The sequence below is a fragment of the Pseudomonas hunanensis genome, assembly GCF_013393325.1.
GTDB classification, from domain to species: domain Bacteria; phylum Pseudomonadota; class Gammaproteobacteria; order Pseudomonadales; family Pseudomonadaceae; genus Aquipseudomonas; species Aquipseudomonas putida_P.
In genome coordinates this window covers 101,040-126,254 of record NZ_QJRC01000102.1, presented here as the reverse complement: position 1 = coordinate 126,254, position 25,215 = coordinate 101,040, and the positions used below count along the sequence as shown (strand labels likewise).

Sequence of the window (25,215 nt, the reverse complement as noted above, 5' to 3'; positions counted from 1 at the left end):
AGCGGCCTTTGCATTTTCAAGAATTCGAGAGTGGAGAGCCGATGGTTCCCGTAATAGCCCTGGTGGGCCGCCCGAACGTCGGCAAATCCACCATGTTCAACCGCCTGACCAAAACCCGCGATGCCATCGTCGGTGACTTGTCGGGCCTGACCCGTGACCGCCAGTACGGTGACGCCACCTGGCAGGGTCGTTCCTTCATTTTGATCGACACCGGTGGTATCACCGGTGACGAAGTGGGCATGGACGAGAAAATGGCCGAGCAGTCGCTCATGGCCATCGAAGAAGCCGACTATGTGCTGTTTCTGGTCGATGCCCGTGCGGGCATGACCGCAGCAGACCAGATGATCGCCGAGCACCTGCGCAAGCGGAACAAGTCGGCGATTCTGGTTGCCAACAAGATCGACAACATCGACCCCGACGTTGCCCGCGCCGAATTCTCGCCAATGGGCATGGGTAACGCCATTCCGGTGGCGGGTTCCCAGGGCCGTGGTATCAATGCCCTGATGGAAGCCGTGCTCGGCCACCTGCCGCGTGATGCCGAAGACGAAGCCCTCGACCAGGAAGTCGCCGAAGGCGAGGAAGCCGTGCGCATTCCTGGCCCAAGCGAAAAGGATGGCATCAAGATCGCCATCATCGGCCGCCCCAACGTTGGTAAGTCGACCCTGGTCAACCGCATGCTCGGCGAAGAGCGTGTGGTGGTCTACGACGAGCCAGGCACCACCCGTGACAGTATCTACATCCCGTTCGAACGCGATGGCGAGAAGTACACCTTCATCGACACCGCCGGGGTGCGTAAGCGCGGCAAGATCCACGAGGAAGTCGAAAAGTTCTCGGTGGTGAAGACGCTGCAGGCGATCAAGGACGCCAACGTGGTCATCTTCGTCATGGACGCCCGCGAAGGCGTGGTTGACCACGACCTCAACCTGCTGGGCTTCGCCCTGGAAGCCGGCCGCGCCATCGTCATCGCCCTGAACAAGTGGGATGGCATGGAACCGGGCGAGCGTGCCTACGTGAAGACCGAGCTGGAGCGCCGGCTGTTCTTCGTCGACTTCGCCGACATTCACTTCATTTCCGCCTTGCATGGCACAGGTGTAGGCAACCTGTACAAGTCGGTGCAGGCCGCGTTCAAGTCGGCGGTCACCCGTTGGCCGACCAGCCGCCTGACGCAGATCCTCGAAGATGCCGTGAGCGAGCACCAGCCGCCGTTGGTCAATGGCCGCCGCATCAAGCTGCGCTATGCCCACCTCGGGGGTGCCAACCCGCCGCTGATCGTGATCCACGGCAACCAGACCGAGAGCATTCCCAAGTCGTACTCGCGTTACCTGGAAAACACCTACCGCCGCGTACTGAAACTGGTCGGTACGCCGATCCGTATCGAGTACAAGGGCGGTGAGAACCCGTTCGAGGGCAAGAAGAACACCCTCACCGACCGCCAGGTCAACAAGAAGCGCCGCTTGATGTCGCACCACAAGAAGGCCGAGAAGAAGCGCCGCGACAAGCGCTAGCAGTGATAACGGGGCCGCTATGCGGCCCCGTTTTTGATCCACCGCAATCCCCCTATTGTTTCAACCTTTTTCCTGACCGCTCGATCCGCTATGCTCGGACTCCACCCCGTGCCGGATACACCCCAGGAAAGAGGGCTCCATGATCCGCAGCAAACTGCCGAATGTCGGCACGACCATCTTCACCACCATGTCCCAGCTCGCCGTGCAGACTGGCGCGCTCAACCTGTCCCAAGGCTTCCCCGATTTCAATGGCCCGCAGGCACTGCTCGATGCGGTAGGCCGGCACGTGGCCGCCGGGCATAACCAGTATTCGCCGATGACCGGCTTGCCGGCCCTGCGCCAGCAGGTGGCGGCCAAGGTCGAGCGCCTGTATGGCGCCAGGGTGGATGCGGACCAGGAAGTGACCATCACCCCGGGTGCCACCGAGGCGATCTTTTGTGCCATCCAGGCGGTGGTGCATGCCGGTGACGAGGTGATTGTCTTCGACCCGTGCTACGACAGCTACGAGCCGTCCGTGGAGCTGGCCGGTGGCCGCTGTGTGCATGTGCAACTGAGCGACGGCAATTTCCGTATCGACTGGCAGAAGTTCAGCGATGCGCTGAGCCCGCGCACGCGCATGGTCATCCTCAACTCGCCGCACAACCCCAGCGGTGCCTTGATCACCCGCGAAGACCTTGACCAGCTGGCAAAGCTCGTTGCCGACCGCGATATTTACCTGGTCAGCGATGAAGTGTACGAGCACCTGGTTTATGACGGCGTTCGCCATGCCAGCGTGCTGGCCCACGAGCAGCTGTACCAACGTGCCTTCGTGGTCAGCTCGTTCGGCAAGACCTACCACGTTACCGGCTGGAAGACAGGCTACGTGATCGCTCCGCCCGCGCTGAGCGCAGAGCTGCGCAAGGTGCACCAGTACGTCAACTTCTGCGGGGTGACACCGCTGCAGTGTGCGCTGGCCGACTTCATGGCCGAGCACCCCGAGCATATCGATGAACTGCCGGCGTTCTATCAGGCCAAGCGCGACCTGTTCTGCGGTTTGCTGGAGGGCTCGCGCTTCAGCTTTGCCCGCACGGCGGGCACTTATTTCCAGCTGGTGGATTATTCGCAGATCCGCCCGGACCTGAACGATGTCGACATGTCGCTGTGGCTGACCCGTGAGCACGGCGTGGCGACCATCCCGGTGTCGGTGTTCTACCAGCAACCCATCCCCGAGCAACGCCTGGTGCGCCTGTGCTTTGCCAAACGAGAGGAGACGCTGCGTCAGGCAGCGGAACGACTATGCGCGATCTGAGCACACTGCCGAACCTGAGAGTCGCCCTGGTGCAAACCACCCTGGCCTGGCACGACCGCGAGGCCAACTATGCACACTTCGAGGAGTTGCTGGAGCAGGTGGGCGAAGTGGACCTGGTGATCCTGCCGGAAATGTTCACCACCGGCTTTTCGATGCAGTCGGAAAGCTTGTGCGAGCCGGAGAACGGCCCGACCTATAAATGGCTGAAAGCCCAGGCGAAGAAATACAGCGCGGTGATTACCGGCAGCGTAATCATCCAGGCCGCCGATGGTAGCCACCGCAACCGTCTGTTGTGGGCGCGACCGGACGGCGAGATCCTGCATTACGACAAACGCCACCTGTTCCGCATGGCCGGTGAGCACAAGCATTACACCCCAGGCGAGCGCCAGGTGCAGTTCGAGGTAAAGGGCTGGCGGATTCGCCCGCTGATTTGTTATGACCTGCGCTTCCCGGTGTGGAGCCGCGATGCCCAGGACACCGACCTGCTGCTGTACACCGCCAACTGGCCGGCAGCGCGCCGCCAGCACTGGAACCGCCTGTTGCCGGCGCGGGGTATCGAGAACCTGTGTTATGTGGCTGCGGTGAACCGGGTGGGCACGGATGGCAAAGGCTTTGCGTATTCGGGTGACAGCCAGGTGCTGGACTTCCAGGGCGAGAGCCTGCTGAGCGCCGGCGAGGCGGACGGGGTATTTACTGCTGTGTTGAGTGCGGCGGAACTGGCGGCGTACCGGGCCAAATTCCCGGCCAACCTGGATGCCGATACCTTCGAGTTGCACTGACAGCAGGTCAGGCCCCTTGTAGCACAAGGGGCCTGATGCCTTTACATCAATGTCTGATCAGTAAACATCCCGCCGATACCGCCCATCCTCGATCAGTTGCTGCACAGCGGCTTCCCCAAGCATGCCGTTTAGCGCCGCATCTACCCCCGCAGCCATGCCTTGCAGGCTGCCGCAGACATACACATAGGCACCCTCCGCGACCCAGCGTTTGAGCGCGTCAGCCTGCTGCAGCAACACATCCTGCACATAGACCTTCTCGGCCTGATCCCGCGAAAACGCCAGGTCCAGCCGTGCCAGGTCGCCGCTGTCCAGCCAGCCCTGCAGTTCATCCCCACACAACAGGTCATGCGCTCGGTTACGCTCGCCAAACAGCAGCCAGTTGCGCTGCTCGCCTGCATTTGCCCGGGCCCGGATCAAGCTGCGCAGGCCGGCAATGCCTGTGCCGTTGCCGATCAGGATCAGGGGGGCAGCGGTTTCGGGCAGGTGGAAGCCACTGTTCCTTCGCAGGCGCAGGCTCAATGTGCCGTTCAACGGCAAGTACTCGGTCAGCCAACCGGAACCCAGGCCCAGGTGGCCGTCGGCGTGGCGTTCCTGGCGCACGATCAGCTCCAGCACACCATCACTGGCGATCGAGGCAATGGAGTATTCGCGGCTGCCGATTGGCACCAGTGCGTCGATCAGCGCTTGCGGCTGCAAGCCGATCAGGTGATCCCGGCGTGTTGGCAGCTGGCGGCCAGCCAGGGCTTGGGCCAGTGTTTCGCTCAGGCCATTCACTTGCACCTGGGTGTTGGCGTCCAGTGCCATACCCTTGAGGAACGCGTCGATCCGTGGCTGACCATTGAGCGGCAGGATCTCCACCAGGTCACCGGCTTCCCAGCTGGCAGGCGCCTCTGGGCGCAGGCCTAGCAGGTACACCGGTTGGCCCTGACTGCCCGGGTTGAGCAGTTCGCGGTGCACCAGCGACCAGTTGCCAAAGCTCGGCGGTTGCCATGCAGCTACCGGCTGGGCACCGGTTAGTTGTGCCAGTTCCTGCTGCCACTGCTGCAGGGCAGCCTGGTCGGCGTTGTCCACTTCCACCGGGCTGAAGGCGCTGCTGGCACCGCGCTCACCCAGCCACGCCTGCAGGCGTCGAGCAAAGCCGCAGAAGTGCGGGTACTGGCGATCACCGAGGGCGAGCAGGGCATAGCTGAGGTCGTTCAGTACCCAGGGCTGGCCGAGCACCTTGCGCTCGAAGGCGCGGGCGCTGTCGGGGGCTTCGCCATCGCCGAACGTGCTGACCACGAACAGCGCACGGCGGGCCTGGCGCAGGTCGTTTTCGCCCAACTCGGCCAGGGCGCGCACTTGCACTGGCAGGCCGGCGGCTTGCAATTGCCCGGCACTCTGCCAGGCCAGCTGTTCGGCAAAGCCGCTTTGGCTGGCAAAACCGATCAGCCAGCTATCGCCACTGCCGTTGCTACTGGCGACGTTGCCACGGGCCTCACGTACCTGGCGCTTTTTGCGGCGACGGTCGAGGTACAGCAGCCAGCCGGTGACGAAGAACAACGGCATTGTCAGGCTGGCGATGGTGACGATGATGCGCCCCGGCAGGCCAAAGTACTCACCGACGTGCAGGGCGTAGACGCTTTGCAGCAGTTGGGCCTTGAAGGATTTGTCGGTGTAGCGGTCGTGGTTTTTCACCTGGCCGGTGGCCGGGTCCAGCACCAGGGTGTTGAAGGCGCGAGGGTGATCGGCGTTGTCCAGCAGGTAGAACAGGTTGGCCGGCTGGCCGCCAGCCGGTGGCAGGCGCAGGTTGTAAGCGGCAAGGCCTGGGCCTGCGGCGTCCTTGAGGTTGGACCAGATGGCGTCGTAGTCGACCACCAGCGGCGGGGCATTCTTGTCGACTTTCTGCGGCCCGTGGCGGCCACGGCCTTCGCCGCGCTTCTGCTGTTGTCCGGCTGCTGGCGCGTCGGCCAGCAGCTTGTTCAGGCCTTCGCGGTACCATTCATAGGACCAGAACAGCCCGGTCAGGGCGAACAGCAGATAGAACAGCAGGCACCAGGTGCCGGCCACGGCGTGCAGGTCCCAGTTGAAGGCACGGCCTTTCTTGGCCCAGTCGAAGGTCAGCCAGGTGCGCCAGTCCAGCGCCTTGCGCGGCCAGCGCAGGTACAGGCCGGACAGGCAGAAGAACACCAGCATCAGGGTGCAGGCACCGGTGATCTGCCGGCCAGTGTCGCCCATGGCCAGGAAACGGTGCAGGTTGAGCATGAGATTGAAGAAGCCTTGCCCGGCTACTTCGCCTTTTAGTTCGCCAGTGTACGGGTCGGCATAGCGCAGCTCGCCACGGCGTTCGCCCGGTGGTGGCATGAAGAAGATGCGTGCGGCATTGCCTTCGCGCACGTCCACCCACAGCATCGACACTTTGTCATGTTGCTGGGCTTCGACCCGCTGCACCAGTTCGGCCGGTGGCAGCACGCCTTCGGCGCGCACTTCTACCTTGAGCACATCGGCATTGAACGCACGCAGCAGTTCTTCCTGGAACGAGTACAGGGCGCCGGTAATGCCCATCAAGGCCAGTACCAGGCCTGCGGTGATGCCAAAGAACCAGTGCAATTGGAACAGCGTCTTCTTCACCACATCGATCACCTTGTCTTACTGCCGCACACTGCGCGGCGTGCATTATGCCTTGATACGCAAAAGCCCCGCTCACAGGAATGAACGGGGCTTGAGGGTGTTTCGTCAGAAGTGGACGCTGGTGGTCAACAGTGCAGTCCGCCCGGCCGCCTGGTTGGCGAAGTGGGTGGAGAAGGCCTTGTCGTAGTACACCTCGTTGGTCAGGTTCTGCACGTTCAACTGCAGGTCGACGTTCTTGGTCAGCTTGTAGGCGGCCATGGCGTCGTAGCGTACGTAGCTGTCGACCATGGTGGTGTTGGCCACGCTGCCGTACACGTCATCCACGTAGAAGGCACCGCCACCGACGGTCAGCTTCGGCGTGATCGAGTAGGTCGTCCACAGGCTGGCGCTGTTGTTCGGCGTGTTCGGCAGCTGGTTGCCGTCGTTGGCCTTGCCCAGCGGGCCGCCGTCGATCTGGCGAGCCTGCATGTAGGTGTAACCGGCGAATATCTGCCATTTGTCGGTGATCTTGCCGCTGGCCGACAGTTCGATACCTTGCACGCGGGTTTCGCCGACGTTTTCGTAGGTGGTGGTGTCCACCTGGACGCGGGCGTTTTCCTTCTCGGTGCGGAACAGTGCGGCGGTCAGCGACAGGCGCTGGTCGAGCAGGTCCCACTTGGTGCCGATTTCGTAGTTGGTGGTTTCTTCCGGCTCCATGTCGCTGCTCAACAGGTTGCCGTTGCGGTCAGTGCTGTTTGGTGGCGGGTTGCCTTCCATGCCTTCGCCAAGCATCGCGCCTGGAGGTGTCGCGGAGGTGGCATAGGAAACGTAGATGCTACCGTTCTCGGCTGGCTTCCAGACCAGGCCAAGTTGGCCCGTTACGAATTCACTCTTGTCTCGACCTTTGGCTGCGATTCCTTTGGTGTTCACGACGGTCGCGCCAGCAGCGTCATAAGTACGGTACTGGGTGTCGAAGTGGTCGTAGCGCAGCCCCATGTTCAGCAGCCAATCAGGCGTTAGCTCCAGGGTGTCGAACACATACAGGGCGCGCGTAGTGCCTTTGGTATCGGTGCCGGCGTAGTTGCGCGAGATCGCGCCGTTCCATGGGTCGTCCGGGTTCGGGTTGCCCAGCGAGGTGCAGTTGTAGCCACTGTGCGCGCCGATCAGGCTTGGGTTACAGGTGGTGGCGGTCGAGCCACGGGTATTGGTGTCGACGTTGTAGGTGGAGCGCTTGCTCTCTTCACGGCTCAGTTCGATACCGGTGGAGAAGCTGTTCTTCAGGCCGCCCAGGTAGAACTCGCCGAACAGGTCGGTCTGGTTGGTGGTGGTGGCGGTGTTGCCGACACGGGTGTTGGCACGGCGCCAGACGCTACCGTTGTTGACGTTGCCCTTGCTGTCGTCAGGCTGGGTCAGGATGTAGTCCTGCATGCTGTTGCCGTGACGCAGGGTGTTCTTGATGGTCAGCGAGTCGGTCAGGTCGTGCTCGATGGCGAAGGTGGCGATGTCCACGCGGCTCTTGCGGAAGTCGCGACCGGTCAAGCCATAGAAGTTATCGCTGTCGCCGCCGTCGTCCGGTTTGCTCGGGTGCGCCGAGGTGCGTCCACCGCTGCCATTGGTCGGAATGCTGTACGGGATGCCCGAATCCGGCAGGTCGTCGCTTTCCAGGTGATAGTAGTCGAGGTTGACGCGGGTCGGGGTGCCCAGGCCGAAGGCCAGCGATGGGGCGATACCCCAGCGGTCGTAGTTGACCTTGTCGCGGCCGGCGACGTTGCTTTCGTGGGTCATCAGGTTCAGGCGGCCGGCAACGGTGTCGCTGAATTGGTAGTTGCCGTCGAAGGTGTAGCGTTGGGTCTGGTCGCTGCCCCAGGTCCAGGCGCCGTCCAGCGAGTTGCCCAGGTGCGCACGCTTGCTCACCAGGTTGATGGTGCCGCCGGCCGCGCCGCGGCCACCGATGGCCGAGTTCGGGCCCTTGGCCACTTCAACCGATTCGATGGCAAAGATTTCGCGGGTTTGCGCGCCAGTGTCACGCACGCCATCCAGGTAGGTATCGCCTTGGGCGTCGAAGCCGCGAATGAACGGGCGGTCACCTTGCGGGTTGCCGCCTTCGCCGGCACCAAAGGTGATGCCCGGCACAGTACGCAAGGCGTCCTGCAGGGTCAGGGCATTGGTGTCCTTGATCACTTGCTGCGGGATCACGGTGACCGAGCGCGGGGTGTCCACCAGCGGCGCGGTGTACTTCTGCGAGGCGGCCTTCTCGACCTTGTAATCGGTGCTGGCTTGTTCAGCCTTGCCGTTGACGCTGGTGGCATCGAGGGTAATGGCGCTGCTGGCGGCCGGGTCGGCGGCATACACCGACGAGGCGCTAAGGGCGACACCGATGGCAGACACGATCAGGCGTGGCGAACTCACTGCAGATGGTACGTACTGGCGCATTGCTTAGGACCTTCCCCAAGGTGTTGAGGCGGCGGATACTAGTGTAAGCAATTGTGACTAACAATTGAGAGTCGTTACCATTAGTGAAGAATTTACAATCTTTACAATTTGCCCTTACGGTTTCATACAGCTGAAACGTCTTAAGCGGCGAACGGGGCTTGTGCAGCGCAAAAGGGAATCAATATCATTGGCGCCTTTACATTTCCTAACGGTGCTGCCGCCATGCTGCTTCACATCCCAGGCCTGTTCGACGCTGATGAACTGGCCCGTATCCGCGAGGCGCTGGAGCAGGCCGACTGGGCCGATGGCAAGGTCACGGCTGGTTATCAGTCGGCCAAGGCCAAACACAACCTGCAGTTGCCGGAAGGGCACGCGCTGGCCAAGGAGATCGGCTCTGCGCTGATCGACCGCTTGTGGAAAACCCCGCGCTTCATGTCTGCAGCGTTGCCGCACAAGGTGTTCCCGCCGCTGATCAATTGCTACCGCGAAGGTGGCAACTTCGGTTTCCACATCGACAACGCCCTGCGCCAGCCCAAGGGCAGCCCGGAGCGGGTGCGTACCGACCTGTCTTCCACGCTGTTCCTCAGCGACCCAGACAGCTACGACGGCGGTGAGCTGGTGATTCAGGACACCTATGGCGTGCAGCAGGTCAAGCTGGCCGCCGGTGACCTGGTGCTGTACCCCGGCACCAGCCTGCACAAGGTCAACCCGGTGACCCGTGGGCAGCGCTATGCCGCATTCTTCTGGACCCAGAGCCTGGTGCGCGAGGACAGCCAGCGGGCACTGCTGTTCGAGATGGACAACGCCATCCAGCAACTGACTGCCGATGTGCCAGACCATCCTTCGCTGCTGCAACTGACGGGCACCTACCACAACCTGCTGCGCCGCTGGGCTGAGGTCTGAGCCGTGTCCTATCTGTTGCGACGTGAAGAAGTGGTGGATGTGGCCGGCTTGCAGGCCATGCTCGAAGAAAGCCCCGGCAAGGCCGCCCAGGCGATCTTGGCGGCGGCGGGGCAGGGCGCGGTCGAGGCGCAGTTGCTGTTGGGGCAGATCCTGCTGGATGGCCGCGGTATTGAAGAAGATGCAACCGTGGCCCGGCGTTGGTTTGGCATCGCCGCACAGGGCGGCAGTGCCATGGCGCACAACATGCTCGGGCGTTGCCTGGAACATGGCTGGGGTGGCGAGGTGAGTTTGTCGCAAGCGGCCGTTCACTATGCGCGTGCCGCCGACGCGGGGCTGGACTGGGGCCTGTACAACCTGGGCAACCTACTGGCGACCGGGCGCGGTGTGCCGGCCAATCAGGGGCAGGCACTGATGTGCTACGAGAAGGCTGCGCAAATGGGGCATGCCAAGTCGATGAACCTGTATGGGCGTTACCTGGAGCAGGGCATTGCCACGGCGCCCAGCCCGGCGCGGGCGGTACGCTGGTATCGGCGTTCGGCCGAGGCGGGGGATTTCCGTGGGATGTTCAGCCTGGCGCTGGTGCTGGTCGAGCGTGGGCAACTGACCGAGGCTGGGCAGTGGCTGGAACACGCGCGGGTTGAAGGGAACATGAACTTCCTGCGCGCTGCGTTGGTAACCTTGCAGGCCGCCGGGCCGGTGTTGATGGCTTTTGCGGCGCGGTATGCCGAGGAGATCGAGCGGCGCGGGGCGTGATGGCGCGGCCCGAAGGGCTGCCCGGTACCTGTGGGCGCCGGTAGCCGTTCCACATTACCTTCGGTGCGCGTGATGATCATGCTGAAAGCCCATTTCCCGAGGGGCTGACATGTCATTCATTCAAGAACGTTCTTTCATTGCCACGCTGACTTCCACTACGCCTGGCTACCAGGGCATTCTCGATTCTGTCGAGTTCAAAACTATGCCTGCCTCGCGTTGTAACAACTGGCTCACCGTTGCATCACCGTATTCAGTCCGGGCACAGCAACGCTTTTGGTTTGGTTACTTCGAGGGCGACAGGCCTGGCTACAGGATTGTCACCGTGGAGTCGGAGGCGGGGGCGTCCCATCGTGATACCTGGGACCTGGGCAGCGGAAACTGCGTGGGTTACTACCCGAAAGTCGCCAAGCCATTGTTATGGCGCATTTGGGTCAGTGGCCAAGCGCTGGCGATCCCAGAGGTTTCCGAGTATTCAGGGGTGACGATTGCCGCAGTTGGTAGCGTACCGCTGGGGGTTCGTGATCGTAAATCGTGGGAGGATCACTATGTCAGCGCAGGTGCGCCGAACAAACTGATCATGCAGATGTGTATCAGCGAGGTGAACGTGCCGTACTTCGACAGCTATTCAATGTTTCGGCGCTGAGCGAGCATTGAAAACGGGGCCTTGCGGCCCCGTCTTGCATTACAGGTAGTAAGCCTTCAGCGGCGGGAAACCGTTGAATTCCACTGCGCTGTAGCTGGTGGTGTAGGCGCCGGTCGACAGCCAGTACAGGCGGTCACCGATGGCCAGGTTCAACGGCAGGCCGTACTTGTAGTTCTCGTACATGATGTCGGCGCTGTCGCAGGTCGGGCCGGCGATGACCACTTCTTCGGCTTCGCCTTTTTTCTCGGTCCAGATCGGGAACTTGATGGCTTCGTCCATGGTTTCGATCAGGCCGGAGAACTTGCCCACGTCGGTGTAGATCCAGCGCTCGACGGCGGTACGCGACTTGCGCGCCACCAGCACCACTTCGCTGACCAGGATGCCGGCGTTGGCGATCAGCGAACGGCCTGGCTCCAGGATGATTTCCGGCAGCTCGTCACCGAAATCTTCCTTGAGGAAGCGAATGATTTCTTCAGCGTAGGTTTCCAGGCTGTTGGTGCGGGTGATGTAGTTGGCCGGGAAGCCGCCACCCATGTTGATCAGCTTCAGCTCGATGCCGTCTTCTTCTTTCAGGCGCTCGAAGATCACCTTGACCTTGGCGATGGCGGCGTCCCACACGCTGATGTCACGCTGCTGCGAGCCCACGTGGAAGGAAATGCCGTAAGGTACCAGGCCCAGGTCGCGGGCGAGGATCAGCAGGTCCATTGCCATGTCGGTCTGGCAGCCGAACTTGCGGGACAGCGGCCAGTCGGCAGTGGTGGAGCCTTCGGTCAGGATACGCACGTACACTTTCGAGCCCGGTGCGGCCTTGGCAATGTTGCGCAGGTCGGCTTCGGAGTCGGTGGCGTACAGACGCACGCCCTTCTCGTAGAAGTAGCGGATGTCCTTGGACTTCTTGATGGTGTTGCCGTAGCTGATGCGGTCGGCGCTGACGCCACGGTCCATCACCTTGTCCAGTTCGTAGATCGAGGCGATGTCGAAGCTCGAACCTTTCTCTTTGAGCAGGTCGATGATCTCGACGGCCGGGTTGGCCTTGACCGCGTAGTAGACCTTGGCGAATTCGAAACCGGCGCGCAGGTCGTCATAGGCCTGGCTGATCATCTGGGTATCGATGAGTACGAACGGGGTTTCCTGCTTGTCGGCGAACGCCTTCATTTTCTGGAAGGTGTCACGCGCGAAATAGTCTTCGACCTGGATCGACATGCTCAGGGACTCCATGGGCAAACTGAAAGATTAAGTGGCTGCAAACTGAACGTCCTCCGTATCCCCACTTTGGTTCGCCTACTCAGTACTTGAGCCGGATGGATCGTTTCCAGCATGGACGTTCGGCGCGCACTTTAGGGCGTGAAGAATGCAGAATCAACAGGCAATCCGGGCGTGATCGGCGTGGATCGACGACCAGCCATTTGAATAACCGACTCGTGTGACCGGCTGATGTTCCCCACGATGTTTCAAGCGTAAAAAATTGTGGAATGGACCCTGTCGGCCCCCGCGCGGGTAAACCCGCTCCCACAGGGTTTTTGCTGTTCCTGTGCCTGCATGTCTACCCGTGAAGGGGGCGTAGGTGTTCATATTTATGGCCACATTTTCCTGGTACCCACGTACAGGAAATGGCCCATAAATTTTTTGTTACCGACTGGCGGATTTGCTGGTTTTGATGAGAAACATTACTATTCGCACCCTTATCCGCCTCCCTGATGACCCAGACCGTGTCCGGACACAAAGGCTTCTTCGACCATTACCATGAGCTTATAGGCACCTGGACGCGCAAGCTGCGCTGTCGTCAGCAGGCCGAAGACCTCACCCATGATGCCTTTGTCCGGGTACTGGAAAACCCGCGCGAGCAGGTCGAGCAGCCACGCGCCTACCTGCACCAGACCGCACGCAACATTGCCGTGGATGGTTTTCGCCGCGAAGACCGCCGCCAGGCCCTGGCGCTGGAAGCCTTTGACGAGGGCAGCACCGGCAGTGGTGACCCAGAGGCCTACGTGCATGCGCTGGAGCTGGCCGACAGCGTCGAGCGGGCATTGGCCGAGTTGCCGCTCAACTGCCGGCAGGTGTTCATCTGGCAGAAGCTCGAAGGCCTGACCCAGGCCGAGATCGCCGAGCGCATGGGGTTGAGCAAGAACATGGTCGAAAAGTATATGATCCGCACGCTCCGGCATTTGCGTGAGCACCTGGATGTGTCGGCATGATGAGTCAGGAGACCTTTTCGATGAAACAGCACGGTACCGATACCGTCCGCGAGCAGGCGGCCGCATGGTTTGCCCGCGTGCAGGATGCGCCTCGGGATGCCGGGCTGCAGAAACAGTTGCGTGCCTGGCTGGCGAGCGACGAGCGCCACCGGGAAGAATACGAACACCTCGACCGCGTGTGGCAGGCCGCCGCTTTCATTCCACGCCAGCGCCTGGAGGCGCTGTGCCAACCAGACCCGGTGCAGCAGTTGCCACGTCGGCGGTTCGTGCGCCAGGCGTTGGCCGCCAGTGTCGCGGTATTGGCACTGGGCCTGGGTTGGGGCGGTTGGCACTATCAGCAGCTGAACCATCAGGGCAGCTTGCAGACGGCTTTCAATGAGCGTCGTCAGGTCGAACTGCCGGATGGCTCGCAGCTGGAGCTCAATGGCAGTACACAGGTGCAGGTCGACTTCAGTGCCGGCCAGCGGCATATTCGCCTGAATGCCGGTGAGGTCATGTTCAGCGTCGCCCACGACAGTGACAGGCCGTTCGTCATCGACACCGCTCAAGGCCGCGTGACGGTAACCGGTACCCGCTTTGACGTGCGCCTGGACCCGGCCAGCACCCGTGTGGCGGTGGAGCAGGGTTCAGTGCGTGTGCAGGGCAAGGGTGCCTCGTTGGCGCAGCTCACGGCAGGGCAGGGCTCGCATATCGATGCACAAGGCCTGGTCACCGCACCCTACGCAGTCAATGCCGCCACTGTGACGGCCTGGCGCCAGGGCAAGCTGGTGTTCGACAACGCCACCCTCGCTGAAGTTGTGGCCGAAGCCTCGCGCTACCGTAGCCAGCCATTACGGGTCGCCCCTGGTAAAGTCGCCCAACTGCGCCTGTCCAGCACCTTCAATGTCGATGACACCGACGCCCTGTTGCGGGCCTTGCCGAGCATCCTCCCCGTGGCCATCAAGGCCCATGAAGACGGCTCCAGCGAAATAATCGCGAAATAGATTCAGGTTTTTTTTCGCTCGTTCGTCTTCCTCGCCAGCTGCAACTGCCAAGCATTTCCATTTGCATGCGGTTGGCGTTTATTCCGCTCTCCAGGATGTTTCGACGACGTGAACAACAACAAACCCTTCCCACGCTTGCGCGCCTTGGCGCTGGCCCTGGCGGTCAGTGCCGTGGCCGTCAACAGCCAGGCCGCAGAGGCCGGCAACACCATCCAGATCCAGGCCCAGCCGTTGGGCTCGGCGCTGACCCAGCTCGGTCAGCAGACCAGCCTGCAGCTGTTCTTCAGCCCCGAGCTGGTCGCCGGCAAGCAGGCCCCTGCGGTGTCCGGCAACCTGGCGCCGGTGCAGGCGCTGCAACAGTTGCTGCAAGGCAGCGGGCTGACCTTCGAGATGTCCCAGGACACCGTTGTAATAAAGCCTCTGCCGACCACCCTTGAGCTGGGCAGCGGCAGCCTGGAGCTGGCACCCACCGACATTAAAGTGGTCGGTGACTGGCTGGGTGATGCCCAGCAAAGCGTGGTGCAGAACCACCCTGGCGCACGCACCGTGGTGCGCCGCGAGGCGATGGTGGAGAAGGGCGCAATGAACGTGCGCGACGTGCTGCGCGGTATCCCCGGCGTGCAAGTGCAGGACTCCAACGGCACCGGCGGCAGCGACCTGTCGCTGAACGTGGGTGTGCGTGGCCTTACTTCGCGCCTGTCGCCGCGCTCCACGGTACTGATCGATGGCATCCCGGCTGCTTTCGCACCGTATGGTCAGCCACAGCTGTCGATGGCGCCGATTTCCTCGGGCAACCTCGACAGCATCGACGTGGTGCGGGGGGCCGGCTCGGTGCGCTATGGCCCGCAAAACGTCGGTGGGGTGATCAACTTCGTGACCCGGGCAATCCCCGAGAAAGCCTCGGCGGAGTTGTCTACCACCCTGGAAACCTCCCAGCACGGCGGCTGGAAACACACCGAGTCGGCCTTCGTCGGCGGCACGGCGGACAACGGCATGGGCGTGGCGCTGCTGTACACCGGGGTTAACGGCAACGGTTACCGTGAAAGCAACAACGGCAACGACATCGACGACGTCATCCTCAAGACTCACTGGGCGCCCACCGACGTCGACGAGTTCTGGCTCAACTTCCATTATTACGATGGCCGTGCCGACATGCCCGGCGGTTTGACCCAGGCCCAGTACGACAGCAACCCGTACCAGTCCCTGCGCGACTACGACTACTTTGCCGGCCGGCGCAAGGATGTATCGTTCAAGTGGCAGCGCCAGCTCGACGATGCCACCCAGTTCGAAGTGCTGACCTACTACACCGACAGCTTCCGCGGCAGCGCCATCGCCTCGCGGGACATGAAGACCCTGTCGTCGTACCCGCGCAACTACCACACCTTCGCCATCGAACCCCGCGTCTCGCGAATCTTCTTCGCTGGCCCGACTACTCAGGAAGTCAGCGTGGGCTATCGCTACTTGAAGGAAGCGATGCGCGAGCAATCGACGCGCCTGGCGCTGATCGACAACGTGCCCACGTATACCCCGACTTCCGATGGCCACGTGTTCCAGGACCGCAGCGGCGGCACCGAGGCCAGTGCCTACTACATCGACGACAAGATCGACGTGGGTAACTGGACCATCACCCCTGGCGTCCGATTCGAGCACATCAACACCGATTGGCGCGACCGCCCGGTGCTGGATGCCAACAACCGCCCGGTGCCGGAGAAGAAGCGCAGCATCACCAGCAACGAGCCGCTGCCGGCGCTGAGCGTGATGTACCACATCTCCGATGCGTGGAAAGTGTTCGCCAACTACGAGACTTCGTTCGGCAGCCTGCAGTACTTCCAGTTGGGCCAGGGCGGTAGCGGCAACAACACGGCCAATGGCCTGGAGCCGGAGAAGGCCAAGACCTACGAAATCGGCACGCGCTATGACGATGGCGGCTTTGCCGGTGAGCTGACCGCGTTCTACATCGACTTCGATGACGAGCTGCAGTACATCAGCAACGATGTGGGTTGGACCAACCTCGGCGCCACCAAGCACCAGGGTATCGAGGCCTCGGTACGTTATGACCTGGCCGGGCTGGACCCGCGCCTGGACGGGCTGTCGGTGAGTGGTGGCTACACCTACACCCGTGCAACCTATGAAGGGGATATTCCGGGCTTCAAGGGGCGTGACCTGCCGTTCTATTCACGCCAGGTGGCGACTGCCGGGGTGCGTTACGCGGTCAACCGCTGGACCTGGAACCTGGACGCCTACGCCCAATCCAAGCAGCGTGCGCCGGGCACCGGGATCAATGCCGATGGCAGCTTCAATGGCGACTACATTACCGAGCCGAGTGCCGATGGGCAGTATGGCGATATTCCGGGCTATGTGACCTGGCATGCCCGTGGCGGGTATGAGTTCGGGCCAGAAATGTCCAACCTGAAGCTGGCGGCGGGGGTGAAGAACCTGTTCGACAAACAGTACTTCACCCGCTCCAGCGACAACAATGCCGGCATCTATGTGGGTGAGCCGCGGACCTTCTATGTGCAGGCCAGTGTAGGGTTCTGACACCGCGTCGCCTGATTCGCGGGCAAGCCCGCTCCCACAGGATTGCGCAAAGCCTAGGGTAAGCGCGAACCCTGTGGGAGCGGGCTTGCCCGCGAAGAGGCCGGTTCAGGAAATTACTGCTTCAGCCGGCGACACGATCGAAGTCTTCGCCCCGCGCGACCTTCCTGAACTCAGGTAGGCCGCAATCGACTCCTGCGTCACCTCGCCCAAAAACACCTGTTCGGCATCCAGCACTGGCAACCACGCCCGGTTGAACTCGTACATGCGCGACAGCAGGATGCGCAAATGTTCATCGTGCGATGCCGTGGCATTGAACGGCCGCAGGAAGTCGCCACAGGTGCCTTGCTGGCGGTGCATGTCGCGCCGGCGCACATAGCCCAGCGCCTTGTTCTGCGCATCGGTCACCACCACATAGCGGCGGTCGTGTTCATCAAGCAGTTCCAGTGCATCGTTTACAGGCGTTTCCGGGCTTACCGACGGCGCGTTGTCTGCGGCATCCTCGGCACGCACCAGCAGCAGGCGCTTGAGGGTGCTGTCCTGGCCAACGAAGTTGCTGACGAACTCATCGGCCGGGTGGGCCAGCAGGGTGTCCGGGTGGTCCAGCTGCAACAGTTTGCCGGCACGGAAGATGGCAATCTTGTCGCCCAGCTTGATCGCTTCGTCGATGTCGTGGCTGACCATGATCACCGTCTTGTTCAGCGCCCGCTGCATTTCGAAGAACTCGTTCTGGATCATTTCGCGGTTGATCGGGTCGACCGCGCCGAACGGCTCGTCCATCAACAGTACCGGTGCTTCGGCAGCCAGCGCGCGGATCACGCCAATGCGCTGCTGCTGGCCACCGGAAAGTTCGCGTGGGTAGCGCTGCAGGTACTGTTTAGGTTCGAGCTTGATCATGTGCATCAGCTCGCGGGCGCGTTCATGGCACTTTTGCTTGTCCCAGCCAAGCAGGCGCGGCACTACGGTGATGTTCTCTTCGATGGTCATGTTGGGGAACAAACCGATCTGCTGGATCACGTAACCGATGTGCCGGCGCAAGGTCACTTCGTCCAGCCCGGTGGTATCTTCGCCATTGATGAACACTTGGCCGGAGGTCGGTGTGATCAGGCGGTTGATCATTTTCAGCGTGGTGCTCTTGCCGCAGCCCGAAGGGCCGAGGAACACGCAGATTTCCCCTTCGTTGACCGTAAGGCTTACCGAGTCGACGGCTTTGACGTCCTTGCCGTTGACGTTGAAGGTTTTGCTGAGGTTCTTCAGTTCGATCATGAGCGCAGTCCTTCTGGAGTCAGGGCACGTTGCAGGGTTTGCAGCAGCAGGTCGGCGATGATGGCCAGCAGGCTGACCAGCACGGCGCCGACCAGCAGCATCGACATGTCGCTGCGGCTGATGGAGGTGAGGATGAGCACGCCCAGGCCACCGGCGCCGATGGTGGCGGCAATGGTCATGACGCCAATGTTCATCACCACGGCGGTGCGCACACCGGCGAGAATCACTGGTACGGCGATGGGCAGCTCGACCATGCGCAGGCGCTGGCCGAAAGTCATGCCGATGCCGCGTGCGGCTTCACGGATTCCGGGCTCGACATTGGTCAGGGCCAGGTAGGTGTTGCGCAGGATTGGCAGCAGCGAATACAGGAACACCGCAGTAATCGCCGGCAACGGCCCCAGGCCCTGGCCGAACTTGGAGTAGAACGGCAACAGCAAGCCGAACAGGGCGATAGAAGGGATGGTCAACAGCACCGTGGCGCTGGCTTGCAGCGGGCCTGCGAGGGTTGGGAAGCGGGTCATCAGGATGCCCAGTGGAACCCCCACGAGGATTGCCAGGCTTACGGCAATGCCCACCAGGGTGATGTGCTGCCAGGTCAGTTGCAGCACCTGTGCCCAGTCCAGGTGGCTGAAGGTATCGATCAGGTTCATGGCTGGCCCTCGCTGTTCAGTGGGTGCTCACGCAGGAAAGTGGCGGCCACGGCGGTGGGGTTCTGGTGCTCGACATCGACCTTGGCGTTGAGCTGGCGCATGGTTTCGTCGTCCAACTGCTCGGCCAGCGGCTTGAGCAGGGCGACCAGCTGCGGGTTGGCGTCGAGCACGGCTTTGCGCACAACGGGTGCTGCGGTGTAGTCGGGGAAGTAGTGCTTGTCGTCTTCCAGCAGCTTGAGGTCGAAGGCGTTAAGGCGGCCGTCGGTGGTGTACACCAGGCCGGCGAACACCTGGTTGTTGCGCATGGCGGTGTACACCAGGCCCCCGTCCATCTGGCGGATATTGCGCCGGTCCAGCGGCAGGCCGTACATCTCGCGCAGGCCGACCAGGCCGTCGGGGCGGTTGGCGAACTCGGTGTCCAGCGCCACCAGGTGGGTACGCTGGCTTTCGTCGCGCAGCACCTGGTTGAGGTCGCTGATGGTGTTGACCTGCGGGTAGGCGTCAGCCACTTGCTTGGGCAGGCCCAGCGCGTAGGTGTTGCTGAACTTCGACGGGGTCAGCCAGATCAGGTCCTTTTTCGCATCCAGCGCCTTCACCCTGGCGAAGGTGGCTTCGGCACTGGGCATGCGCTCATCGATGTGGTTGTACGACACCAGCGACACGCCGGTGTATTCCCACATCAGGTCGAGCTGGCCGGTTTCCTGGGCCTGGCGCGCGATGTTGCTGCCAAGGCCGGTGGTGACGCGCACGTCGAAGCCGTTGGCGCGCAGGTATTGCGCGGTGATTTCGGCAAGCACGGTCTGTTCGGTGAACACCCGCGCGCCGATGCGGATCAGCGGTTTTTCCGCCGCCTGGGCAAATCCTGCGAACAGCAGGGCCGCGCCCAGCAGCAAGGCGATTCTCTTCTTCATAACGTTCCCTATCCTTATTGGGCCAGGCCACGTTCCAGCCAGCGCTTGCTGGAGAAACTCACCGCGGCATCCAGCACCAACGCCAGCAGTGCGGTGCACGCGGCACCCAGCAGCAGCTGCGGCTGGTTGTTCAGGGCGATGCCGGGGAAGATCAGGCTGCCCAGGCTGTTGGCGCCAATCAGGAACGCCAGCGGTGCGGTACCCACGTTCAGCGCCAGGGCCACGCGTACACCACCGACGATGATCGGCACCGCGTTGGGCAGTTCCACCTGCCACAGTTGCTGGCGCGGGGTCATGCCGATGCCGGTGGCGGCTTCCTTGAGCGAGGCGGGGACGTTTTTCAGGCCCTCGTAGGTGTTGCGCACGATAGGCAGGAGGGAGGCGAGGAACAGTGCGAAGATCGCAGGCCCGGCGCCGATGCCCAGAATACTCAGGGCGATGGCCAGAACGGCCAAGGGGGGGATGGTGTTGCCAACGTTGAAAAACTGCATGAAGCGCTCGGCTTTGTCGACCCGGTGCGGTCGACTCAACGCAATGCCGGCGGGGATGCCCACGGCCAACGCCGCCGCCATCGAAGCCAGCACCAGTATCAGGTGCGCTTGCAGGTAGAACCCAAGATCGTCGCGATAACGCGCGATCGTGTCGATGCCGATCCAGTGGATCAGCAGGGCCAGGATGACGAGCACGGTGGCGCATCCCAACAGCCCTTTACCGTAGCGTTTAGCCACAGGCGGACTCCTTGTGTTGTCGGCGAGCACACTTCTTTTTTGCCGGCCAGTCCTGGCGGCGATTGGTGTGTTCGCGAGTAGCAGCGTGACGCACGCCGAAGGCTGCGATCAGGCCATGAGCCGAACCCCGTCGGGCCCGAAAATGCTGATGAAACCAGTCCCCAACCGAAGCGGGTTGCAGGGGAGTGGACGTCTCCGTGGGCGTAAAGGTTCCCATCTGAGGCGGCATTTGGCCAGCGTTAATCACTGGGTGGTGGGTTTTTTGGCGAGAAAAAACAGCGGCTTAATGCACTGTAGGCGTTGAAATAACTGCGCTGCGGCCATCTGTCGTGATAAAGCGATTGCCTGTTGAATTTGTTGTGCCTGTCCCGGCCCCTTCGCGGGCGTGCCCGCGAAGGGGCCGGGACAGGTGTCACTGGTTCAGCAAGTTTTGGTCTGGGCCCAACTTCAGGTATGATATCGCCCCTTTTTGAATCCCCCAGTCAGGCGATTTCCCATGACCAACCAGGCCGCCGAAGTCGCGAAGCGCCGCACTTTCGCAATTATTTCCCACCCCGACGCTGGTAAGACCACCATCACCGAGAAGCTGTTGCTGATGGGCAAGGCCATTGCCGTCGCCGGTACCGTGAAGTCGCGCAAGTCCGACCGCCACGCCACCTCCGACTGGATGGAAATGGAGAAGCAGCGCGGCATCTCCATCACCACCTCGGTGATGCAGTTCCCGTACCGCGAGCACATGATCAACCTGCTCGACACCCCCGGCCACGAAGACTTCTCGGAAGACACCTACCGCACCCTGACCGCGGTGGACTCGGCGCTGATGGTGCTCGACGGCGGTAAAGGTGTAGAGCCGCGTACCATCGCCCTGATGGACGTGTGCCGCCTGCGCGACACGCCAATCGTCAGCTTCATCAACAAACTCGACCGAGACATTCGCGACCCGATCGAGCTGCTCGACGAGATCGAAGCCGTTCTGAAGATCAAGGCCGCGCCAATTACCTGGCCGATCGGTTGCTACCGCGATTTCAAGGGCGTGTATCACCTGACCGGTGACTACATCGTGGTGTACACCCCAGGCCACGGCCACGAGCGCACCGAAGCCAAGATCATCCAGAACCTGGACTCGGACGAAGCCCGCGCCCACCTGGGCGACCAGTACGACTCGTTCGTCGAGCAACTGGAGCTGGTGCAGGGCGCCTGCCACGAGTTCAACCAGGACGAGTTCATCAACGGCCAGCTCACCCCGGTGTTCTTCGGTACCGCATTGGGCAACTTCGGTGTCGACCACGTGCTCGACGCGGTAGTCGACTGGGCGCCGCGCCCGCTGGGCCGTGTTGCCCACGAGCGTACCGTGGAGCCTGTGGAAGAGAAGTTCACCGGTTTCGTGTTCAAGATCCAGGCAAACATGGACCCGAAACACCGCGACCGTATCGCCTTCATGCGTATCTGCTCGGGCAAGTACGAGAAGGGCATGAAAATGCGCCACGTTCGCCTGAACAAGGACCTGCGTATCGGCGATGCGCTGACCTTCTTCTCCTCCGAGCGCGAGCAGTTGGAAGAGGCCTTTGCCGGTGACATCATCGGCCTGCACAACCACGGCACCATCCAGATCGGCGACACCTTCACCGAAGGCGAGGCGCTGGGCTTCACCGGTATCCCGCACTTCGCTCCGGAGCTGTTCCGCCGCGTTCGCCTGAAGGACCCGCTGAAATCCAAGCAACTGCGTCAGGGCCTGCAGCAGTTGGCCGAAGAGGGTGCGACCCAGGTGTTCTTCCCGGAGCGCAGCAACGACATCATCCTCGGTGCGGTGGGTGTGCTGCAGTTCGACGTGGTCGCCAGCCGCCTGAAGGAAGAATACAAGGTCGAGTGCGCCTACGAGCCGATCACCGTATGGTCGGCGCGCTGGATCAGCTGCGATGACAAGAAGAAGCTCGAGGAATTCCAGACCAAGGCCATGGAAAACCTGGCCATCGACGGTGGCGGGCACCTGACCTACCTGGCGCCGACCCGGGTCAACCTGGCGCTGATGGAAGAGCGCTGGCCGGACATCAAGTTCCGCGCTACCCGCGAGCATCATTGAGTATTGGAGTTGGGGCCGCGAAGCGGCCCCATTTCAATTTCCGGCTTTGATGCTGGTCCAGATCCGCGTCCTGATGCGGTCGATCTTCGCCGGCATCGCCTCCAGCGCATACAGCTTGCCCATCACCTCGTCGCTCGGGTAAATCATCGTATTACCCTTCATCGCCGGGTCCACCAACCCGTCCGCCTTGAGGTTGCCGTTGGCGTATTGCACATGGTTGCTGATGTTGGCCATCACTTCCGGCTGCAGCAGGTAGTTCATGTAGGCATACCCGGCCTTCTCATCCGGTGCATCGGCCGGCATGGCCACCATGTCGAACCACATCGGCGCGCCTTCCTTGGGTATCGAGTAACCCACCTTCACCCCGTTCTTCGCCTCTTCAGCCCGGTTTTTCGCCTGCAGCACATCCCCTGAGAAACCCACCACCACGCAGATATCGCCGTTGGCCAGGTCGCCGGTGTACTTCGATGAGTGGAAGTAGCTGATGTATGGCCGCACCTGCATCAACAGTGCCTTGGCCTTGTCGTAGTCGGCCGGGTTCTGGCTGTGGTGCGGCAGGCCCAGGTAGTGCAGGGCGATGGGCAGCAGTTCGGGGCCGTTGTCCAACACGGCGACGCCGCAGCTTTTCAGCTTGCTCATGTATTCGGGCTTGAAGATCAGGTCCCACGAGTCCAGTGGCGCGTTGTCGCCGAGCACAGCCTTGACCTTGTCGATGTTGTAGCCGATGCCGGTGCTGCCCCACAGGTACGGGAAGCCGTATTGGTTGCCCGGGTCGTTCACTTCCAGCGCCTTGAGCAGTACCGGGTTGAGGTTTTTCCAGTTGGGCAACTGCGACTTGTCCAGGCGCTTCAGCGCCTTGCCCTGGATTTGCCGGGCCATGAAGTGGTTGGAAGGGAACACCACGTCGTAGCCGGAGTTGCCGGTCATCAGCTTGCCGTCGAGGGTTTCGTTGCTGTCGTACACGTCGTACGTCGGCACGATGCCGCTGGCGAGCTGGAAGTTTTTCAGCGTATCGGGAGCGACGTAGCTGGACCAGTTGTAGATCTTCACCGTTTCAGCGGCGCTGGCCACGCTGGCGGCCAGCATCAGGGGTGCGAGAAGGAGCGTGCGCATGTCGGGTTTACCTTGCTTTGTCTGTTGTTATCGAAGGCAGGCGATCAGCGGATCAGAAAATTAGTACGTAGGTCTTGCGCACGGTCTCCTGGATGTCCCAGATGCCGGTGCTGTTGGCCGGTAGCATCAGTGCGTCTCCGGCTTCTATGTAGAGGGTCTCGCCACCGTCGGGGGTGAAGGTGCAGCGGCCCTTGATGAAATGGCAGAACTCCTGCTGCACGATCTGCCGCCGCCAGCGCCCGGGGGTGCATTCCCAGATGCCGGTTTCGACGCCATCGCTGCGCTCCACGCAGGTGACCGAGGCCACTGCAATGGGCTCGCCGAGCGGTACCGCGACGGGGTTGGAACTGTCCAGCACGGCGCTGGCGGTGTTCTTGAACTGGGTGATGCTCATGACCGGTGGATCCTGTGCAGGTGATAAGGGAAGTCAGTGCATGAAGCCTTCCATGAAGTCCGCAAGCGAGCTGGCCAGGCGCCGCCTCCACGGCGCGCTGGCGGGGTTGGCGAGGGTCCGGTCCTCGTGGACGAAACTTTGGATGATTGCGTTGTAGCCCAACCAACGGCAGGGCTCGGGCGGCCAGCTGGCCAGGCTGGAAAGCGGGCGGTTGTCGAGTACCCAGGGCTGTGCGGTCAGTTCGTTGTGCTGGTTGAGGATCAGCGCGGCCAGGGTGCGCCCGCCCAGGTTGGTGGCGCCCACGCCTTCGCCGCCGTAACCGCCAGCCAGGGCGATACCGCGTTGGCGGTCGCAAAGCATGTGCGGGCGGAAGCGCCGCGCCATGCCCAGATTGCCGCCCCAGGAGTGAGTGATGCGCACGTGCCTGAGCTGTGGGAACAGCTCGCCGAACAAGTAGCGACGCAGCTCGACTTCGTGCTCGTGGAGGTTGAAGTTTTCCCGCAGGCGTCCACCGAAGCGGTAACCTCCGCGGGCGCCGAACACCAGGCGGTTGTCGGCGGTGCGCTGGCCGTAGGTGACCTGGCGGCTGCTTTCGCTGAACGCTTGCCCCTGGCTCAGGCCGATCTGTGCCCAGGTGGCCTCCGGCAGCGGCTCGGTGGCCACCAGCAGGCTCTGTACCGGCAGCTGATGTTTGCCCAACGGCGGCAGGCTGGCAGCGTAGCCTTCCACGGCGGGCACCATCCACTGGCAGCGAATCCGTGCCAGTGGCGTACGCACCTCACCCGGCTGCCAGTCGATGGCCGGGGTGTTTTCGTAGATCGGTACACCCAGCGCCTCCACTGCCCGAGCCAGGCCGCGCACCAGTTTGGCCGGCTGGATAGTCGCGGTGTGCGGGCTGTAGATGGCGCCAAACGCATTACTGACCCGCAGCTGCGCGTCCAGTTGCTCGGGGCGTAGCCAGCGGTAGTCGTCCTCGGTCATGCCCTGGCGATACAAGTCGTCGAGGTATGCGCGCAGGCTGCGCTCCTGTTCCGGGTAGCGCGCAGCGCAGTACAGCACGCCACCTTTGCGGTAGTCGCAATCGATGCCTTCGCGTAGCAGCACGCTGTGCACTTCATCGGGAATACCGTGCAGCAGGTCGATGCTGGCACGGCGCTGTTGCGGCGACAGGGTGGCGAGCAGGCGGTCTTCGCCCAGCAGGTTACCCATCAGCCAACCACCGTTGCGCCCCGAGGCGCCAAAACCGGCGATGTTGGCGTCTATCACGGCGATGTTCAGCTGTGGCGCCTGGCGCTTGAGGTAGTAGGCGGTCCACAAACCGGTATAGCCGGCGCCAATGATGCACACATCCGCTGTCAGCTCTTCGCGCAGGGCCGGGCGGGCGCACAATGGCTCGTCAAGCTGGTCCATCCACAGGCTTAGTGTGCGCAGGGGTTGCATCGGGTTCGGCTCCACGTCCATCGAGGT

20 protein-coding genes are annotated in these 25,215 nt (G+C 62.3%); 10 read left to right on the top strand and 10 right to left on the bottom strand.

Annotated features, from left to right (window positions below):
- Nucleotides 1–41 precede the first annotated feature (41 nt).
- From der to DM807_RS26875, 3 genes are all read left to right on the top strand, one after another.
- Entirely contained in the window at nt 42–1,505 is a 1,464-nt protein-coding gene (gene der / locus DM807_RS26885; RefSeq protein ID WP_012270602.1) for a ribosome biogenesis GTPase Der, read from the top strand.
- 139 nt (nt 1,506–1,644) lie between these two features.
- Nucleotides 1,645–2,793 carry a pyridoxal phosphate-dependent aminotransferase gene (locus DM807_RS26880; protein ID WP_012270603.1) on the top strand — a complete coding sequence of 383 codons (1,149 nt, stop codon included), beginning with the start codon at nt 1,645–1,647 and terminating at the stop codon, nt 2,791–2,793.
- Nucleotides 2,781–3,572, top strand: coding sequence for an amidohydrolase (locus tag DM807_RS26875; protein ID WP_012270604.1), 792 nt, complete (start codon nt 2,781–2,783; stop codon nt 3,570–3,572). The genes DM807_RS26880 and DM807_RS26875 overlap by 13 nt, the downstream gene beginning before the upstream one ends.
- 57 nt (nt 3,573–3,629) lie before the next feature.
- Here the strand turns inward: DM807_RS26875 and DM807_RS26870 are convergent, their stop codons facing one another.
- Both DM807_RS26870 and DM807_RS26865 read right to left on the bottom strand, forming a co-directional pair.
- Entirely contained in the window at nt 3,630–6,185 is a 2,556-nt protein-coding gene (locus tag DM807_RS26870; protein WP_179028164.1) for a PepSY domain-containing protein, read from the bottom strand.
- A gap of 102 nt (nt 6,186–6,287) precedes the next feature.
- A complete protein-coding gene (locus DM807_RS26865) occupies nt 6,288–8,594 on the bottom strand; it encodes a TonB-dependent receptor (protein ID WP_179028163.1) in 2,307 nt (768 codons plus the stop codon).
- Between the two features lie 222 nt (nt 8,595–8,816).
- On the opposite strand from DM807_RS26865, the gene DM807_RS26860 reads away from it, so the two are divergent.
- From DM807_RS26860 to DM807_RS26850, 3 genes are all read left to right on the top strand, one after another.
- Nucleotides 8,817–9,497, top strand: coding sequence for a Fe2+-dependent dioxygenase (locus DM807_RS26860; RefSeq protein WP_060493213.1), 681 nt, complete (start codon nt 8,817–8,819; stop codon nt 9,495–9,497).
- Between the two features lie 3 nt (nt 9,498–9,500).
- Nucleotides 9,501–10,250, top strand: coding sequence for an SEL1-like repeat protein (locus tag DM807_RS26855; RefSeq protein ID WP_179028162.1), 750 nt, complete (start codon nt 9,501–9,503; stop codon nt 10,248–10,250).
- 109 nt (nt 10,251–10,359) lie between these two features.
- Nucleotides 10,360–10,893 carry a hypothetical protein gene (locus DM807_RS26850; RefSeq protein WP_012270609.1) on the top strand — a complete coding sequence of 178 codons (534 nt, stop codon included), beginning with the start codon at nt 10,360–10,362 and terminating at the stop codon, nt 10,891–10,893.
- A gap of 39 nt (nt 10,894–10,932) precedes the next feature.
- On the opposite strand, the gene DM807_RS26845 is transcribed toward DM807_RS26850, so the two are convergent.
- The gene (locus DM807_RS26845) at nt 10,933–12,096 is read right to left on the bottom strand and encodes a type III PLP-dependent enzyme (RefSeq protein ID WP_012270610.1); all 1,164 of its coding nucleotides are present in this window, start codon (nt 12,094–12,096) and stop codon (nt 10,933–10,935) included.
- Between the two features lie 494 nt (nt 12,097–12,590).
- On the opposite strand from DM807_RS26845, the gene DM807_RS26840 reads away from it, so the two are divergent.
- The 3 genes from DM807_RS26840 (at nt 12,591) to DM807_RS26830 (ending at nt 16,609) form a co-directional block, all read left to right on the top strand.
- Complete coding sequence (locus DM807_RS26840) at nt 12,591–13,088, top strand: sigma-70 family RNA polymerase sigma factor (RefSeq protein WP_012270611.1); 498 nt, start codon at nt 12,591–12,593, stop codon at nt 13,086–13,088.
- 20 nt (nt 13,089–13,108) lie between these two features.
- Nucleotides 13,109–14,071, top strand: coding sequence for a FecR family protein (locus DM807_RS26835; RefSeq protein ID WP_012270612.1), 963 nt, complete (start codon nt 13,109–13,111; stop codon nt 14,069–14,071).
- Between the two features lie 108 nt (nt 14,072–14,179).
- Nucleotides 14,180–16,609, top strand: a complete 2,430-nt coding sequence (locus DM807_RS26830) for a TonB-dependent siderophore receptor (RefSeq protein WP_060493211.1) — start codon at nt 14,180–14,182, stop codon at nt 16,607–16,609.
- A 105-nt stretch (nt 16,610–16,714) separates the two neighbouring features.
- Here the strand turns inward: DM807_RS26830 and DM807_RS26825 are convergent, their stop codons facing one another.
- The 4 genes from DM807_RS26825 to DM807_RS26810 are packed head-to-tail and all read right to left on the bottom strand — an operon-like array spanning nt 16,715 to nt 20,161.
- Complete coding sequence (locus tag DM807_RS26825; RefSeq protein ID WP_012270614.1) at nt 16,715–17,872, bottom strand: osmoprotectant ABC transporter ATP-binding protein OsmV; 1,158 nt, start codon at nt 17,870–17,872, stop codon at nt 16,715–16,717.
- Nucleotides 17,869–18,522: an ABC transporter permease gene (locus tag DM807_RS26820; RefSeq protein ID WP_012270615.1), complete on the bottom strand. Its 654-nt coding sequence runs from the start codon at nt 18,520–18,522 to the stop codon at nt 17,869–17,871. Before DM807_RS26820 ends, DM807_RS26825 begins: the two co-directional genes overlap by 4 nt.
- Nucleotides 18,519–19,433 carry a glycine betaine ABC transporter substrate-binding protein gene (locus DM807_RS26815; RefSeq protein ID WP_012270616.1) on the bottom strand — a complete coding sequence of 305 codons (915 nt, stop codon included), beginning with the start codon at nt 19,431–19,433 and terminating at the stop codon, nt 18,519–18,521. The genes DM807_RS26820 and DM807_RS26815 overlap by 4 nt, the downstream gene beginning before the upstream one ends.
- Nucleotides 19,434–19,447: 14 nt before the next feature.
- Nucleotides 19,448–20,161, bottom strand: coding sequence for an ABC transporter permease (locus tag DM807_RS26810; RefSeq protein ID WP_012270617.1), 714 nt, complete (start codon nt 20,159–20,161; stop codon nt 19,448–19,450).
- Between the two features lie 496 nt (nt 20,162–20,657).
- Here DM807_RS26810 and DM807_RS26805 point away from each other — a divergent pair, with 496 nt between their 5' ends.
- Complete coding sequence (locus DM807_RS26805) at nt 20,658–22,241, top strand: peptide chain release factor 3 (protein ID WP_012270618.1); 1,584 nt, start codon at nt 20,658–20,660, stop codon at nt 22,239–22,241.
- Between the two features lie 33 nt (nt 22,242–22,274).
- On the opposite strand, the gene DM807_RS26800 is transcribed toward DM807_RS26805, so the two are convergent.
- From DM807_RS26800 to DM807_RS26790, 3 genes are read right to left on the bottom strand one after another with little or no spacing between them, the layout of a single operon-like run.
- Nucleotides 22,275–23,354 (bottom strand): polyamine ABC transporter substrate-binding protein, encoded by a 1,080-nt coding sequence (locus DM807_RS26800; RefSeq protein ID WP_012270619.1) that lies wholly within the window; start codon nt 23,352–23,354, stop codon nt 22,275–22,277.
- 52 nt (nt 23,355–23,406) lie between these two features.
- The gene (locus tag DM807_RS26795; protein ID WP_012270620.1) at nt 23,407–23,748 is read right to left on the bottom strand and encodes a cupin domain-containing protein; all 342 of its coding nucleotides are present in this window, start codon (nt 23,746–23,748) and stop codon (nt 23,407–23,409) included.
- Between the two features lie 33 nt (nt 23,749–23,781).
- Nucleotides 23,782–25,188, bottom strand: a complete 1,407-nt coding sequence (locus tag DM807_RS26790; RefSeq protein WP_041166638.1) for an NAD(P)/FAD-dependent oxidoreductase — start codon at nt 25,186–25,188, stop codon at nt 23,782–23,784.
- Between the last annotated feature and the right edge of the window lie 27 nt (nt 25,189–25,215).